Genomic DNA, 15,678 nt, shown 5'->3' on the forward strand with positions numbered 1-15,678 from the left:
ACTGCGCCGCTTGTACAGTTCGAAGAGTTTGAAGGAAAACCATGACGTTCAAGGCGCCGGATAGCCTCGCCGAGCAAATTGCTCAACACCTCGCCGAGCGCATCATTCGCGGCGAAATGAAGCCAGGAGAGCGCATCCAGGAACAGAAGGTCACGCTGGCGCTCAACGTCAGCCGCGGTTCGGTCCGTGAAGCCTTGCTGATCCTTGAACGGCGCCACCTGATCGCAATCCTGCCGCGACGCGGCGCGCATGTCACCGAGCTTACGGCGCACAAGGTGCAGAGCCTGTGCACGCTGATGAGCGAGCTGTACATCCTGCTCGGCAATGCGGTGGCCAATGGCTGGAAGGTCCAGGCCGACATGGCGCCGTTCCTGCAGATCCAGGAGCGCCTGAACGCCAGCTACGAGCGCCAGGATATCCGCACCTTCGTCGACGACAGCTTCAACGTGATGCGCGCGGCGTACCCGTTCGCCGATAATCCGTACCTGCAGGAAACCGTCGAGAACCTGCAGCCGGCCATGAGCCGTGCCTACTTCCTGGCTTTGGACCAGCGCAAGGCGGAAATGAGCGAGTACCTCGAACTGTTCGACCGCCTGCTCGCGGCGGTGCTGGCCCGTGACCTGCCACAGATCCGCCTTGTGCTCTCGGCCTACGCCCAGCGCAGTTGCGACTTGGTGCTGTCTGCCTTGCCGGCTGCCTGAGCATGCGGCTCAAATGCATCAAGCTGGCGGGGTTCAAGTCCTTCGTCGACCCGACCACGGTGAACTTCCCCAGTAACATGGCGGCAGTGGTCGGTCCCAACGGTTGCGGCAAGTCGAACATCATCGACGCCGTGCGCTGGGTGATGGGCGAGAGTTCGGCGAAGAACCTCCGTGGCGAGTCGATGACTGACGTCATCTTCAACGGCTCCACCAGCCGCAAGCCGGTGAGCCAGGCCAGTATCGAACTGGTGTTCGATAACTCCGACGGCACCTTGCTCGGTGAATACGCAGCCTATGCGGAGATTTCGATTCGCCGCAAAGTCACCCGTGACAGCCAGACCACCTATTACCTCAACGGTACCAAGTGCCGGCGCCGTGACATCACCGACATTTTCCTCGGCACGGGCCTGGGGCCGCGCAGTTACTCGATCATCGAACAGGGGATGATCTCCAAGTTGATCGAGTCCAAGCCCGAAGACCTGCGCAACTTCATCGAGGAAGCGGCAGGGATCTCCAAGTACAAGGAGCGCCGGCGCGAGACGGAAAACCGGATCCGTCGCACCCACGAAAACCTTGAGCGACTGACCGACCTGCGCGAAGAACTGACGCGTCAGCTCGAGCGTTTGCACCGCCAGGCCGAGGCCGCCAAGAAGTATCAGGAATACAAAGCCGAGGAGCGTCAGCTCAAGGCCCAACTCTCGGCGTTGCGCTGGCAGGCCCTGAACGAGCAGGTCGGCCAGCGTGAAGCGATCATTGGCAATCAGGAAATCAGTTTCGAAGCCCTGGTGGCCGAGCAGCGCAATGCCGACGCGAGCATCGAAAGGTTGCGAGACGGCCACCACGACCTCTCCGAGCGCTTCAATCTGGTGCAGGGACGCTTCTATTCGGTCGGCGGCGACATCGCCCGGGTCGAGCAGAGCATCCAGCACGGTCAGCAGCGTTTGCGTCAATTGCAGGACGATCTCAAGGAAGCCGAGCGCGCGCGCCTGGAAACCGAGTCGCACCTGGGCCACGACCGCACGCTGCTGCTGACCCTCGGCGAAGAGCTGGACATGCTCACCCCTGAGCAGGAACTCACCAGCGCCGCCGCCGAGGAAGCTGCCGCCGCGCTGGAAGAATCCGAAACCACCATGCATGGCTGGCAGGAACAGTGGGACAGTTTCAACCTGACCTCTGCGGAGCCTCGGCGCCAGGCGGAAGTGCAGCAGTCGCGCATCCAGCAACTGGAAACCAGCGTCGAACGCCTGGCCGAGCGTCAGCGCCGGTTGGCTGAAGAGCGTGACCAGTTGGCGGCGAATCCGGAAGACGCGGCGATGCTCGAACTCAGCGAGCAGCTCGCCGCCAGCGAAGCGACCCTGGAAGACCTGCAAGCCAGCGAAGAGTCCCAGGTCGAGCGCCTTGAACAATTGCGCCAGGAACTGCAAACCGCCTTGCACAACCAGCAACAGGCCCAGGGCGATCTGCAGCGCCTGAATGGTCGCCTGGCTTCGCTCGAAGCCTTGCAGCAAGCCGCGCTGGATCCGGGCACCGGTACCGCCGAGTGGTTGCGCGAGCAACAGTTGGCCGAACGTCCGCGACTGGCCGAAGGCCTCAAGGTCGAGGCCGGCTGGGAACTGGCGGTGGAAACCGTGCTCGGGGCCGATTTGCAGGCGGTGCTGGTAGACGATGTCGGCGGTTATGACCTGTCCGGGTTTGCCCAGGGCGATCTGCGTCTGCTCAGTCCGGCCAGCGACGGCGTGCGCGTTGCCGGCAGTCTGTTGGACAAGGTCGAGGCGTCCATCGACCTGTCGCCCTGGCTGGGCCAGGTCAAGCCAGTCGACAGCCTCGAGCAGGCGTTGGCGCTGCGCACCCGCCTGGCGGCCGGCGAGAGTCTGATCAGCCGCGACGGCTACTGGATCGGCCGGCACTTTCTGCGGGTGCGGCGCGCCAGTGAAGCCGAAAGCGGTGTATTGGCCCGAGGTCAGGAAATTCAGCGACTGGGGCTTGAGCGCGAAGAACGCGAAGCCACGGTCGAGACTCTTGAAAGCACCTTGCAGAACCTGCGCGCCCAGCAGCGTCAGCAGGAAAACGGCCGCGAACACTTGCGCCGCCTGCTTCAGGACGAAGCGCGCCAGCAAGGCGAATTGAAAGCCCAGCTCTCCGCCGGCAAAGCCAAGGCCGAGCAGTTGACCCTGCGCCGCCGTCGTCTCGATGAAGAGTTGGCGGAGTTGGCCGAGCAGCGCGAGCTGGAGCACGAACAGATCGGCGAGGCGCGCCTGCAATTGCAGGAAGCCCTCGACAGCATGGCCCTGGACACCGAGCAGCGCGAACTGCTCATGGCCCAGCGCGACAGCTTGCGTGAACGCCTCGATCGGGTGCGCCAGGAAGCCCGTCAGCACAAGGATCACGCCCATCAACTGGCGGTGCGCCTGGGCTCGCTCAAGGCCCAGCACGATTCCACGCGCCAGGCCCTGGAGCGCCTGGAGTTGCAGTCCGAGCGCCTGACGGAGAAGCGCGAACAACTGAGCCTCAATCTGGAGGAGGGCGAGGCGCCGCTGGAAGAGATGCGCCTGCGCCTGGAAGAGCTGCTGGAAAAACGCATGAGCGTCGACGAAGAGTTGCGCACTGCGCAGATCGCCCTCGAAGACGCCGATCGCGAGCTGCGCGAAGCGGAGAAGCGCCGGACCCAGGCCGAGCAGCAATCGCAATTGATACGTGGTCAGCTGGAACAGCAGCGCATGGAATGGCAGGCGCTGAGCGTGCGGCGCAAGACGCTGCAGGATCAACTGCTCGAAGACGGCTACGACTTGCACGGCGTGCTGGCGACCCTGGTGGCCGAGGCCAACGAGAAAGACGCCGAGGAAGAACTCGAGCGGATTGCCGCGCGTATACAGCGCCTGGGCGCGATCAACCTGGCGGCCATCGACGAGTATCAGCAGCAGTCCGAGCGCAAGCGCTATCTGGATGCCCAGGACGCGGATCTGGTGGAAGCGCTGGAAACCCTGGAAAACGTCATTCGCAAGATCGATAAGGAAACCCGCAACCGCTTCAAGGATACCTTTGATCAGATCAATGGCGGTTTACAGGCTCTTTTCCCAAAAGTTTTCGGTGGTGGCAGCGCTTATTTGGAACTGACGGGCGAAGATCTACTCGATACAGGGGTGACAATCATGGCGCGTCCACCCGGGAAGAAGAACAGCACCATCCATTTGCTCTCCGGCGGCGAAAAAGCCCTGACGGCTTTGGCCTTGGTCTTTGCCATCTTCAAACTCAATCCGGCGCCGTTCTGCATGCTCGATGAAGTTGATGCCCCGCTGGATGACGCCAACGTCGGACGCTACGCCAAACTGGTCAAGGAAATGTCGCAAACCGTGCAATTCATCTATATCACCCACAACAAGATTGCCATGGAAATGGCTGACCAATTGATGGGCGTAACCATGCATGAACCGGGCTGTTCGCGCCTGGTGGCGGTGGATGTCGAGGAGGCGATGGCGATGGTGGACGCCTGACGGCACACAGCAGGTTGCAAGGGGCGAGAGGCAAGTAGGACAAGTTGCGGCCTGGCCCTTGAAACTTGTCGCCGCGCAGCGCTGTAAAGTTACCTTTGGTCGTGCTAGTTTAAGATCAATTTTTCGTGTACGTGGGCAAAAGCCTGTCAGAACATAGAGTTGGCTCCACGTTTTAAAGCGGTTTACAGGTTGTAAACCCCTTATTTTTCAGCATTTTTCATAGAGGCACGGGATTACATGGAAATCGGTCTGCGCGAGTGGCTGATCGTCATCGGCATTATTGTCATTGCCGGTATTCTTTTTGATGGCTGGCGGCGCATGCGCGGCGGCAAGGGCAAGCTCAAGTTTCGCCTGGACCGCAACCTGTCCAACCTGCCCGACGAAGACAGCGGCGCCGAAGTGCTGGGCCCACCGCGCGTGCTGGATACCCACAAAGAACCGCAACTGGACGAGCATGATCTGCCGTCGGTGAGCATGCCGGCCCGCGAGCCTCGTGAATCGGGTTCCAAGCGTGGCAAGCGCGGTCACAGCGAGCCGGCGCAGGGTGACTTGAACCTCAACCTGGATCTGGATGGCGGCCCGAGCTTCAGCAGCCGTGACGATGATTTCCCGGACGAAGGCAAAGTTTCCAGCAGCGCCTCCGACAAGGAGCAGCCGCAAGCGGAAGAAGTGCTGGTGATCAGCGTGATCTGCCGTGATGCCGCCGGCTTCAAAGGTCCGGCGCTGCTGCAGAACATTCTCGAAAGCGGCCTGCGCTTCGGCGAGATGGATATCTTCCATCGCCACGAAAGCATGGCCGGCAACGGCGAAGTGTTGTTCTCCATGGCCAACGCGGTCAAGCCGGGTGTTTTCGACCTGGACGACATCGATCACTTCAGCACCCCGGCGGTGAGCTTCTTCCTCGGCTTGCCGGGCCCGCGTCATCCGAAGCAGGCCTTCGACGTGATGGTGGCAGCGGCGCGCAAGCTGTCCCAGGAACTGAACGGCGAGCTCAAGGATGATCAGCGCAGCGTACTGACCGCGCAAACCATCGAGCATTACCGTCAGCGCATCGTCGAGTTCGAACGTCGCGCCCTGACCCAGAAGCGCTGATATTGCCCCGTTGTGAATGATCCTTGTAGGAGCCGGCTTGCCGGCGATGGCGTCTTTGAAGTCGCCAACGCCGACAATGAATCTGCACCGCATCTACAAATTGAGCAGCCTCGGCTGCTCTTTTGCATTATGAGAGAACACCGATGAACGCCGCCGAAAAACGCATCCTGGCCCTGCGCGCTGAGCTCGATCAGCACAACTACCGCTACCACGTGCTGGATGAGCCGAGCATTCCGGATGCCGAGTACGATCGCCTGTTTCATGAGCTCAAGGCGCTGGAAGCGGCCAATCCGGAGCTGATCACGGCCGATTCGCCAACCCAGCGCGTCGGCAGCGCGGCGCTGAGCGCGTTCACCCAGGTGCGTCACGAAGTGCCGATGCTCAGCCTGGGCAACGCCTTCGAAGAAGTCGACATGCGTGAGTTCGATCGACGCGTCACCGAAGGCCTGGATTTGCCGGTCGGTGACCTGTTCGGCGGCGGCGCCTCGGTGGAATATAGCTGCGAGCCGAAGCTCGACGGCCTGGCGGTCAGCCTGTTGTATCAGGACGGTGCGCTGGTGCGTGGCGCCACGCGCGGCGATGGCACCACCGGCGAAGACATCAGCGTCAATGTGCGCACGGTGCGCAACATCCCGCTCAAGCTGCAGGGCAGCGGCTGGCCGGCAACCCTCGAAGTGCGCGGCGAAGTCTATATGTCCAAGGCCGGCTTCGAGCGCCTCAACGCCACGCAGTTGGAAGTCGGTGGCAAGACCTTTGCCAACCCGCGCAATGCGGCGGCGGGCAGCCTGCGCCAGCTGGATTCAAAAATCACCGCCAGCCGTCCGCTGGAGTTCTGCTGCTATGGCATTGGTCAGGTCTCGCAAGACATTGCCGACACCCACATCGGCAACTTGCAGCAACTCAAGGCCTGGGGCATGCCGGTCAGTCGCGAGCTGAAACTGGCCAAGGGCATTGATGAGTGCCTGGATTACTACCGCGATATCGGCGAGCGGCGTAATGCGCTGCCCTACGAGATCGACGGCGTAGTGTTCAAGGTCAACAGCATTGCCGCACAGCGTGAGTTGGGTTTCCGCGCGCGTGAGCCTCGCTGGGCGATTGCCCACAAATTCCCGGCCATGGAAGAACTGACCGAGTTGCTCGATGTGGAATTCCAGGTCGGTCGTACCGGGGCGGTCACGCCGGTAGCACGGCTCAAGCCGGTGAAAGTGGCGGGCGTCACCGTCTCCAATGCGACGTTGCACAACATGGATGAAGTGGCGCGCCTGGGCTTGATGATCGGCGACACCGTGATTATCCGCCGCGCCGGCGACGTGATCCCGCAAGTGGTGCAGGTGGTCGTCGAGCGGCGTCCGGAGCACGCACGCGCGGTGCAGATTCCCGAAAGCTGCCCGGTCTGTGGCTCCCACGTCGAACGCACGCAACTGGTCAAGCGCAGCAAGGGCAAGGAAACCGTGACTGAGGGTGCGGTCTACCGTTGCGTTGGGCGCCTGGCCTGTGGCGCGCAGTTGAAGCAGGCGATCATTCATTTCGTATCGCGCCGGGCCATGGACATCGAAGGCCTGGGGGAGAAGAGCGTCGAGCAACTGGTCGACGAGGGGTTGGTCAGTTCGCCGGCCGATCTGTACGCACTGACCTTCGAGCAGATCGTCGATCTCGAAGGCTTCGCCGAACTGTCGAGCAAGAATCTGCTGGCGGCGATTGCCGACAGTAAACAACCGACACTGGCGCGCTTTGTTTATGCGCTGGGCATTCCCGATGTCGGCGAGGAGACCGCCAAGGTGTTGGCGCGCTCCCTCGGCTCGCTGGCGCGGGTGCAGCAGGCATTGCCGCAGGTGCTGACCTATCTGCCGGACGTTGGCCTGGAAGTGGCCTACGAGATCCACAGCTTTTTCAGCGACGAGCATAACCAGCAGGTGATCAAGCAACTGTTGGAGCACGGCCTGCAGATTCAGGATCAGGGCGAACTGGGTGCCGAGTTTGCCGCCAGTACCACTCTAGGTGGCCTGCTCGACAAGCTGCACATTCCCTCGGTTGGCCCTGGCGGCGCGCAAAAACTGGCGGACAAATTCGGCAGCTTGCAGGCCGTGATCGACGCCGACTGGCTGGATATGCGCCAGGCGCTGCCGGAAAAACAGGCCAATGCGGTGCGTGAGTTCTTTGCAGTCCCTGAACACCGCCAGCAAGCCTTGCAGGCCGAACAGCAACTGCGCGACTTCGGCATGCACTGGCAGAGCGAGAAAAAGGTCGTCGAAGGCTTGCCGCTGGCCGGGCAGACCTGGGTCCTCACCGGGTCGCTGGAGCTGATGAGTCGCGACGTGGCCAAGGACAAACTGGAAAGCCTCGGTGCCAAGGTGGCGGGTTCGGTGTCGGCGAAGACTTATTGCGTGGTGGCGGGGCCGGGCGCTGGCTCGAAACTGGTCAAAGCCAATGAGCTGGGACTCAAGGTGCTGGACGAAGAGGCATTTGTCGCGTTTCTCGCGGGGCACGGTATCAGCGTCTGATTGCGGCGAAAAAAAGGAACGTTCGGCGCTGCCGGGGGATCTAGACTTGGGTGCCCCGGGAGAGATCGTCATGCAGCGCTTCTTCGAACAACTCAGCTCGCGTATTGCCGCACCCTTCATCGGCGCAAGCCCGCGCGACAGCAAGGTCTGGCAGTGTCGTTGCGGGCAGGCGGTGTTTTTTCGCAACAGCCAGTGCCTGGCCTGTTCGGCGGTGCTGGGCTATGCGCCTGGACATGCCTGCGTTTCGTCGTTACAGGCGGGTATTGAGCCGGGCACCTGGCTGCTCGATGCGCGAGCGGACGCCGGGCTATTTCGCCGTTGCGCCAACCTCGATACCCCGGCGGCCTGCAATTGGCTGGTGCCGCTCGCGGATCCCGGCGCGCATTGCCTGGCCTGCAGCCTGAACCAGACCATCCCCGACCTGTCGATCCGGCAAAACCATGAGCTGTGGCGCAAGGTCGAGACCGCCAAGCGGCGACTGGTGGCGCAGTTACTTGGCCTGGGTTTACCGGTGATGGGCAAGTATGCCGACGCCGAACGCGGCTTGGCCTTTGATTTTGTCGGTGTCGACCTTGAGGGCCAGTTGCCTACCACCGGCCACGCCGCCGGCCTGATCACCCTGGATATCCGCGAGGCCGACGATGCGCACCGCGAGCAGGTCCGACTGCAGATGCACGAGCCCTATCGCACCTTGCTCGGGCATTTTCGTCATGAAGTCGGCCACTACTATTGGGATCGGCTGATCGCTGGCGGTCCGTGGCTCGATGACTTTCGCCGTTTATTCGGCGACGAGCGCGACAACTACGCTCAAGCGATGCAACGCCATTATCGTCAGGGTGCGCCCCTGGGGTGGCCGGAACGGCATGTCAGCGCCTATGCCAGCATGCATCCCTGGGAGGACTGGGCGGAAACCTGGGCGCATTACCTGCACATGATGGATGCCCTCGACACAGCCCTGGGTTTCGGCATGAGCGCGCGGGAAATGGACCTCGACTATCAACCCTTCCCTTTGAACGTGCTCTACGATCCGCAGGACCCCAGTGCACCGGCGTTCCTCGCCTTCGTCAATGCCTGGATCGAACTGGCTGGCATGCTCAACGAACTGTCGCGCAGCATGGGGCAGCCAGACTTCTACCCCTTCGTCCTATCGCCCGCCGTCATCGGCAAATTGCATTTCATCCACCTGGTGATTCAGGAGCAGGGCGGCAGGGCTGACGAGGTGCTCGTGCAATGAAACCGGGGCTATCGCAGGTCATTGAACGGACTCATGTTTTTTAATCTGCGTGAACGGTTGTAACTTCGTCGCAGATAGGTACAATGGCGCGGCTCGCCGACTGGCGAGTGTCGTTATGGTGACCCCATCGGTCCCCCCGCAACGATTACCCGTGAACCTGGTCAGATCCGGAAGGAAGCAGCCACAGCGGGAACATTGTGTGCCGGGGTGTGGCTGGTGGGGTTACCACCTATCTCTAAGTCCTTGAGTTCTCAGGGCGCTCCTCGAAAAAATTTCAAATTGTCAGCGCTCTGTGCGCTATTCGTCGTTTCCGATCGCTCAACTGAAGCGCTTCTGCTGCGAAAATCCCTGGCAAACGCTTACACTCGCGGCCTATCAGCCGATTTCTCCCAGGCAGTCTCCCATGGCGCTCGATCCCCCCACGCTATTGATGCTTTCAATTGCCCTTGCCGGCGCAGCTGCGCTGTATCTGGCGATCGAGTGGCGGATTATTGGGGAGTCGTCGCTGCTGTTGTGGAGTGCGGGCTTTGCGACGATTTCCGTGGGTTCGACCCTGGCCCTGCTGCGGGTCAATGGCTTTTTGCTGATCGGTATCTGGTTCGCCAACGGCTTGCTGATCGTTGCTCACTGGTTGTTCCTGCTGGGAGTGGCGCGGTTTACCCAGCAGCGGCTGTCTCGTGGCTGGTATCTGATTTTCCTGCTTTGGCTGGGCCTGCTGTTGCTGCCGAATGAGCCGTCGTGGTCGAAGATCATGCTGATGGCCAACTCCCTGCTGGTTGCCGTGCTGATGATGCGGGCCAGCTTGTTGCTGCGGCCCCATGGCCGGTCGTTGAGTATTGGTGCGGTGCAGTTGCGCTACGTGCTGCTGGGTCATGGGCTTTTCTATTTGATCAAAGCCATGACCGCGGTCATTCCTGGCACCCTTATTGATCTGGCGGCCTTTCGCGGCGAGATCATTCAGATTTCGCTGGTCGAGGGGGCGATAGCAATCATGTTGATCGCGCTGTCGATGACCGGCACCGAGCGCTACCGGCGGGAGCGGCAGATCGCCCGCCTGGCGGCGCGTGATCCGCTGACCGCGCTGTACAACCGGCGGGCCCTCGAGGTGCGGGCGCCGCGCCTGCTGGGCTCGGTCTCTGCGACGCATCCGGGTGCGGTGCTGTTGATCGATATCGATAACTTCAAACTGGTGAATGACCTGTATGGGCATACCGCCGGGGATCGCCTGCTGGTCACCCTCAGCGAGTTGATTCGTGGGGTATTGCCCGAGGGGGCATTGGTCGCCCGCTTGGGTGGCGATGAGTTCGTGATCCTGTTGAACGACGCCTCGAACGATAAGGTTGTCGGCCTGGGCGAAGCGCTGCGCAAGCAGTTCCAGCACGCCGCCGAGCAAGCGTTCGTGACCCCTGAGCCGGTCACCCTGAGCATGGGCGCAAGCCTGTTCGACCAGCCACCCGCCAGTCTCGCCTCCTTGATTGAGCAGGGCGACTCGGCTTTGTATGAGTCCAAGCGCAGCGGTCGCGACCGAATCCGCCTGGTGGATCGCACCCGTGGCGCTCATGCGTCGCTCTCCGCCGGTTGAGCGGCGCTACCCAGGGTTTTTATCGCGCGCGCAACACAGCAGTGGCAACGTCGGGCGTTGCCACTGCTGTGTTCTGTAACCGGCTCTAAGGCTTGGACAAGGCGTGATCAACCGCTGCGATCAGCTTTCCCAGATCCTTTGGGGGGGCTTTGTGTATGACACCGAATAGATAGGCTCGCTGTTCGTCTTCGTCGCCATAATCGGCGAAAAATACCTTGAGCTTCACTCCCAGAGCGCTGGCAAGCGTGAACAGTGCTTCCACGCTGGGGGTATAGGTGCCGGTTTCGAAGCGGCTGATGGTTTTGGGGTCAAAACCGGTTTTTTCGCCGAGTTCAGCCTGAGTGAGCCCCGCTACCTTGCGATAGCGTTTGATGGCTGGACCCAAACTTGAAATCTGCATCGCTCAATTCCCATTTAGAATCAAGAACTTAACGATAGATTTTGGCATTGCACAACTGCATGATTCATCACCTTGTCTTGCAAAATGTGATGTATTTCGTAGAATCGCGCTTTCTTACGGGTATTTCGGCACCTGAATATCGGGGTTGAGACGATATGAAACGGCCATCATCGGCCGCGATTTCGCCGATCGAGGCGTCGCGTAAGGCGGGTACGAGGTCGCTAAGACTAGTTGTTCTTTGGCTATTCGTGGGCCATCACCCGCCGTTCATGGAGTGTTGATGTGCATCTGATTTCACCCGCTGCCGGGCAATCCTGTTCCCGCTTACACACCTCTTCCGGGCGTTGCGCACTGGTCGAACCTTACGACCGCTAGCCACAACGGGCCAGACTCATGGATGAGAAATACCGCAAGGCAGTGGATGCCGCTGCCTTGTTCTGCGAAACCGACCTCGATGGCCGGATTACCTACGTCAACGATCAATTCTGCAGTGTTTCCGGCTATCGGCGAGACGAGCTGCTGGGCGCCGACCATCGCTTGGTTAATTCCGGCCTGCACCCGGCGGAATTCTTCGCCACATTGTGGCGCACCATTGCCTTGGGCAACGTCTGGAAGGGTGAAATCTGCAATCGTGCCAAGGACGGCAGCCTGTATTGGATCGACTGCACCCTGTTGCCGGTGCTGGAGCCGGTGTCCGGGCGGGTCCATCGTTATCTGTCGATTGCCTTTGATGCCAGTGAAAAGCGCCGGCTGCTGCACGCACTGCAGTGGCGGGTGGGGCATGACGTACTGACCGGGCTGCCCAATCGGGCGTTCCTTTCCGACTTGTTGAATCAGGCGCTTGAGGGCTCGCGAATCGAAGAAGTGCCCCTGGCGGTGTGCATGCTCGACCTCGATGGCTTCAAGGCGGTGAATGACGGCTATGGCCATGCCAGCGGTGACTTGCTATTGGTCGAGGTCGCCAAGCGCCTGCGCAGCATGGTGCGCAGCGAAGATGTAGTGGCACGGTTGGCCGGCGACGAGTTCGTGCTGATCTTGCGCTATGTATACGATATCGCCGAGTTGCGCGGGGTGCTCAACCGCATACTCGGGGCGATTTCGTCTCCGTATTCGATCCTCGGGCATGAGGTCCAGGTCTGCGCCAGTATTGGCGTTACCCAGTTTCCGTTCGACAACGAAGATGCCGATACCCTGCTGCGTCACGCCGACCAGGCGATGTACGTGGCCAAGCAAAGCGGGCGCAATCGCTTTCATTTTTTCGATGTGCGCCGTGATCACGAGGTCAAGGCGACCCACCGTCGGTCTGGCGTCTAGGGCTGCGTCGGTGGCGTGCCGGTGTACAGCTGGATGATGGCGTCGATCTCCCCGGACATTTTCATCTTCAACAAGGTGCGCAGAATCCGTTGTACCGGCAGGGCAGGATCATTGCGCAGGTAGCAGCCGAGGTGGTTTTCCTGGAGTACCGCGACGGCGCTCATCTGCCGCTCGGGCGGCAGTTTCTGGTTGAACCATTCCAGTGTCCATTGATTGCTGACGGCATAGTGCGTGCGCCCGGCCCGCAGTTTTTGCAGGACTTGCTGCTGGTTGCGTGCGTCATCGCGTCGCAATTGGCCGCTGTCGAAGAGCGGTTGCAGGGCAGGGTAGTCGTAGCCCAGCACGGTGCCGATACTCTGCGGCGCCAACTGGGCGAGCGTCACCGGCGCGTGGCTGGCCTGGCTGCTTAGCAGCAGGTCGCGTTGAAACCACAGGGGAACACTCCAGATATAGTCGCCGGATTGGTTGGGCAGCCAGGATTGCGCGGCATAACAACGGATGTCGACTTCGCCGTGCTCCATGGCGTTTTGCACCCGGGCGCGAGCGAGGACATGAAATTCGGCAGGCATGCCCACCTGGGTTGCCAGGCTGAGCATCGCATCGTGGAGGATGCCCTGGGTCGGACGACCCTGTTCGATCTGCACCATGGGCATCGTCCAACTGTCGGTGATGGCGAAACGCAGTGGCGTCGGCGCCGCGATCGTGCTGGCGCTGAATAACATCAAAGCCCCCAAGGCTGAACGCATACAGTCTCCAACAAATACTGCCAGACGCCGATTAAAACGCCCCCCGAACACCAGCTTAGCCAGATTAGCCAAGCACACCGGATGCAATTTTGCCCTTGCTCCGCTAGCATTACCGGCTTCTGTTTCCCAGTCGCGACGGTTTTCGATGAGTTATCAGGTTCTTGCACGTAAATGGCGTCCGCGCTCGTTCCGCGAAATGGTCGGCCAGACCCATGTGCTCAAGGCTCTGATCAATGCCTTGGACAGCCAGCGGCTGCACCACGCCTATCTGTTCACCGGTACGCGCGGCGTGGGCAAGACCACCATTGCGCGGATCATAGCCAAATGCCTGAACTGTGAAACAGGCATCACGTCGATGCCTTGTGGCACCTGCTCGGTGTGCCGGGAAATCGACGAAGGGCGCTTCGTCGACCTGATCGAAATCGACGCCGCGAGCCGGACCAAGGTCGAGGACACCCGGGAGCTGCTCGACAACGTGCAGTACGCGCCGAGCCGTGGGCGCTTCAAGGTCTACCTGATCGACGAAGTGCACATGCTCTCCAGCCATTCCTTCAATGCGCTGCTGAAAACCCTCGAAGAGCCGCCACCGTACGTCAAGTTCATCCTGGCGACCACCGACCCGCAGAAACTTCCTGCAACGATTTTGTCGCGGTGCCTGCAGTTCTCTCTGAAGAACATGACGCCGGAACGGGTGGTCGAGCATTTGACCCACGTCCTGGGTGTCGAGAATGTGCCGTTCGAAGACGACGCGCTGTGGTTGCTCGGTCGCGCGGCCGACGGCTCGATGCGTGATGCCATGAGCCTGACCGACCAGGCGATCGCCTTCGGTGAAGGCAAGGTGATGGCTGCCGATGTGCGGGCGATGCTCGGCACCCTGGATCATGGCCAGGTCTACGATGTCCTGCATGCGTTGATCGAAGGCGACGCCAAGGCGCTGCTTGAGGCAGTACGCCATTTGGCCGAGCAGGGCCCGGACTGGAACGGCGTGCTCTCGGAAATCCTCAACGTGTTGCATCGGGTGGCGATTGCTCAGGCGTTGCCGGAAGGCGTCGACAACGGCCACGGCGACCGTGACCGGGTGTTGGCGCTGGCCCAGGCCCTGCCCGCCGAAGACGTGCAGTTCTATTACCAGATGGGCTTGATCGGGCGCCGCGACTTGCCCTTGGCGCCAGACCCCCGTGGCGGCTTCGAGATGGTCCTGCTGCGGATGCTGGCTTTCCGCCCGGCGGACACCGCCGATGCGCCGAGACAGCCACTAAAGCCAGTGGGGATCAGCCAGGCCACAGTTGATTCCGCTCAATCAGTGGCGGTCCCGCAGCGCGTAGTGCCGCCTGCACCTTCAGCAGCGCCGCCCGTGGCCCCCGTGCCGCAGCCTGAGACGCCGGCTGTGGTCGCCGAAGTGGAGCCTGCGCCGGTGGTGGCGGAGGAGGTCGTCGACCTGCCGTGGAACGATCCGATCCCGGTGCAGGACGAGCCTGTGCTGGAGACCGTCGCCGAGCAGCCGGACCTGACGCCGATGCCCGTGCCAGTACCCGACAGCGTGGTCCCCGACGCACCGGAATGGGCCGCCGCGCCGATTCCCGAGCCGTCCGTGGCCGAAGTCGACGCCGCCACGCCAGGCATGGACCTGGACGACGAGCCACCGCTGGATGAGGATTACATCGAGCCGGACATGGATTCGGCCTACAGCTACCTGGATGAACTGGCCAGCGAGCACGCTGCCGAACCTGCGCCCGAGCCGGAACCGGAACCCGCTGCGATGCCGGCGACGGGCCTGGCCCTGCAATGGCTGGAACTGTTCGCCAAACTGCCGATTTCCGGGATGACCGGGAGCATTGCCGCCAACTGCACGCTGATTGCCGTCGATGGCGACCATTGGCTGCTGCACCTGGACCCGGCGCATAGTGCCCTGTTCAATGCGACCCAACAGCGCCGGCTCAACGATGCGCTGAACCAGTATCACCAGCGCACCCTGACGCTGACCATCGAGCTGATCAAGCCGGAGCAGGAAACCCCGGCCCAGGCGGCGTCGCGGCGCCGTGCCGATCGCCAGCGCGAGGCTGAGGATTCGATCCACGGTGATCCGTTCATCCAGCAAATGATGCAGCAGTTCGGTGCGGTGATCCGTAACGATACTATTGAACCTGTCGAGGCCCTGGTCACCCAGGGTTAATAACTGAAGGCGTTCGGCCCACTGGCCGAGCGCCGTTTTGATCCACGTACTTTGAGGTGATTCCCATGATGAAAGGTGGCATGGCCGGCCTGATGAAGCAGGCGCAGCAGATGCAGGAAAAAATGGCCAAGATGCAGGAAGAGCTGGCCAACGCCGAAGTCACCGGTAAAGCCGGTGGCGATATGGTCACCGTGGTAATGACTGGTCGTCACGACGTCAAGCGCGTGACCATTGACCCAAGCCTGGTTGAAGGCCTGAGCGAAGACGACAAAGAGATGCTCGAGGCGGTGTTCGCTGCGGCCGTCAACGATGCCGTGCGCAAGATCGAAGCCAACAGCCAGGACAAAATGTCCGGCATGACCGCTGGCATGCAACTGCCGCCGGGCATGAAACTGCCATTCTGATTCGCATCAGCGCGGCAGATGGACTACAAGAAATGCCAGG

At 61.4% G+C, this 15,678-nt stretch carries 10 protein-coding genes, 1 other RNA gene and 1 pseudogene; 10 read left to right on the forward strand and 2 right to left on the reverse strand.

Features of this window, described 5'->3' with window-relative positions; translation table 11 throughout:
- Positions 1 to 41 precede the first annotated feature (41 nt).
- From NR126_RS16410 to NR126_RS16440, 7 genes are all read left to right on the forward strand, one after another.
- Complete coding sequence (locus NR126_RS16410; RefSeq protein ID WP_027618020.1) at positions 42 to 701, forward strand: GntR family transcriptional regulator; 660 nt, start codon at positions 42 to 44, stop codon at positions 699 to 701.
- Between the two features lie 2 nt (positions 702 to 703).
- Positions 704 to 4,192 (forward strand): chromosome segregation protein SMC, encoded by a 3,489-nt coding sequence (smc, locus tag NR126_RS16415; protein ID WP_256830641.1) that lies wholly within the window; start codon positions 704 to 706, stop codon positions 4,190 to 4,192.
- Positions 4,193 to 4,429: 237 nt separating this feature from the next.
- The gene (gene zipA, locus NR126_RS16420; protein ID WP_027618018.1) at positions 4,430 to 5,284 is read left to right on the forward strand and encodes a cell division protein ZipA; all 855 of its coding nucleotides are present in this window, start codon (positions 4,430 to 4,432) and stop codon (positions 5,282 to 5,284) included.
- Between the two features lie 143 nt (positions 5,285 to 5,427).
- Complete coding sequence (gene ligA / locus NR126_RS16425) at positions 5,428 to 7,785, forward strand: NAD-dependent DNA ligase LigA (RefSeq protein ID WP_256830643.1); 2,358 nt, start codon at positions 5,428 to 5,430, stop codon at positions 7,783 to 7,785.
- A gap of 70 nt (positions 7,786 to 7,855) precedes the next feature.
- Positions 7,856 to 9,019 carry a putative zinc-binding metallopeptidase gene (locus NR126_RS16430; protein ID WP_027618016.1) on the forward strand — a complete coding sequence of 388 codons (1,164 nt, stop codon included), beginning with the start codon at positions 7,856 to 7,858 and terminating at the stop codon, positions 9,017 to 9,019.
- A gap of 125 nt (positions 9,020 to 9,144) precedes the next feature.
- An RNA gene (gene ffs, locus NR126_RS16435) (signal recognition particle sRNA small type) lies at positions 9,145 to 9,241 on the forward strand.
- Positions 9,242 to 9,422: 181 nt separating this feature from the next.
- Positions 9,423 to 10,601 (forward strand): GGDEF domain-containing protein, encoded by a 1,179-nt coding sequence (locus NR126_RS16440; RefSeq protein WP_256830644.1) that lies wholly within the window; start codon positions 9,423 to 9,425, stop codon positions 10,599 to 10,601.
- Between the two features lie 85 nt (positions 10,602 to 10,686).
- Here NR126_RS16440 and NR126_RS16445 read toward each other — a convergent pair whose 3' ends face one another.
- Positions 10,687 to 11,001, reverse strand: coding sequence for a helix-turn-helix domain-containing protein (locus NR126_RS16445; RefSeq protein ID WP_027618014.1), 315 nt, complete (start codon positions 10,999 to 11,001; stop codon positions 10,687 to 10,689).
- 393 nt (positions 11,002 to 11,394) lie between these two features.
- Between NR126_RS16445 and NR126_RS16450 the strand changes: the two are divergent.
- Positions 11,395 to 12,300: pseudogene (locus NR126_RS16450) on the forward strand (diguanylate cyclase domain-containing protein); the annotation flags it as partial.
- Positions 12,301 to 12,311: 11 nt separating this feature from the next.
- On the opposite strand, the gene NR126_RS16455 reads toward NR126_RS16450, so the two are convergent.
- A complete protein-coding gene (locus tag NR126_RS16455; protein WP_027618013.1) occupies positions 12,312 to 13,061 on the reverse strand; it encodes an ABC transporter substrate-binding protein in 750 nt (249 codons plus the stop codon).
- A gap of 145 nt (positions 13,062 to 13,206) precedes the next feature.
- Between NR126_RS16455 and dnaX the strand changes: the two genes are divergently transcribed.
- Both dnaX and NR126_RS16465 read left to right on the forward strand, forming a co-directional pair.
- Positions 13,207 to 15,234 (forward strand): DNA polymerase III subunit gamma/tau, encoded by a 2,028-nt coding sequence (gene dnaX / locus NR126_RS16460; RefSeq protein ID WP_256830645.1) that lies wholly within the window; start codon positions 13,207 to 13,209, stop codon positions 15,232 to 15,234.
- 65 nt (positions 15,235 to 15,299) lie between these two features.
- The gene (locus NR126_RS16465; RefSeq protein ID WP_008028561.1) at positions 15,300 to 15,638 is read left to right on the forward strand and encodes a YbaB/EbfC family nucleoid-associated protein; all 339 of its coding nucleotides are present in this window, start codon (positions 15,300 to 15,302) and stop codon (positions 15,636 to 15,638) included.
- The last annotated feature ends 40 nt before the right edge of the window (positions 15,639 to 15,678 follow it).

The organism is Pseudomonas sp. Pse1, from assembly GCF_024519635.1.
Taxonomy (GTDB): domain Bacteria; phylum Pseudomonadota; class Gammaproteobacteria; order Pseudomonadales; family Pseudomonadaceae; genus Aquipseudomonas.

Coding starts and splice junctions, on each gene's coding strand:
- NR126_RS16410 (WP_027618020.1), top strand. CDS start 42: ATGACGTTCAAGGCGCCGGATAGCCTCGCCGAGCAAATTGCTCAACAC.
- smc (WP_256830641.1), top strand. CDS start 704: ATGCGGCTCAAATGCATCAAGCTGGCGGGGTTCAAGTCCTTCGTCGAC.
- zipA (WP_027618018.1), top strand. CDS start 4,430: ATGGAAATCGGTCTGCGCGAGTGGCTGATCGTCATCGGCATTATTGTC.
- ligA (WP_256830643.1), top strand. CDS start 5,428: ATGAACGCCGCCGAAAAACGCATCCTGGCCCTGCGCGCTGAGCTCGAT.
- NR126_RS16430 (WP_027618016.1), top strand. CDS start 7,856: ATGCAGCGCTTCTTCGAACAACTCAGCTCGCGTATTGCCGCACCCTTC.
- NR126_RS16440 (WP_256830644.1), top strand. CDS start 9,423: ATGGCGCTCGATCCCCCCACGCTATTGATGCTTTCAATTGCCCTTGCC.
- NR126_RS16445 (WP_027618014.1), bottom strand. CDS start 11,001: ATGCAGATTTCAAGTTTGGGTCCAGCCATCAAACGCTATCGCAAGGTA.
- NR126_RS16455 (WP_027618013.1), bottom strand. CDS start 13,061: ATGCGTTCAGCCTTGGGGGCTTTGATGTTATTCAGCGCCAGCACGATC.
- dnaX (WP_256830645.1), top strand. CDS start 13,207: ATGAGTTATCAGGTTCTTGCACGTAAATGGCGTCCGCGCTCGTTCCGC.
- NR126_RS16465 (WP_008028561.1), top strand. CDS start 15,300: ATGATGAAAGGTGGCATGGCCGGCCTGATGAAGCAGGCGCAGCAGATG.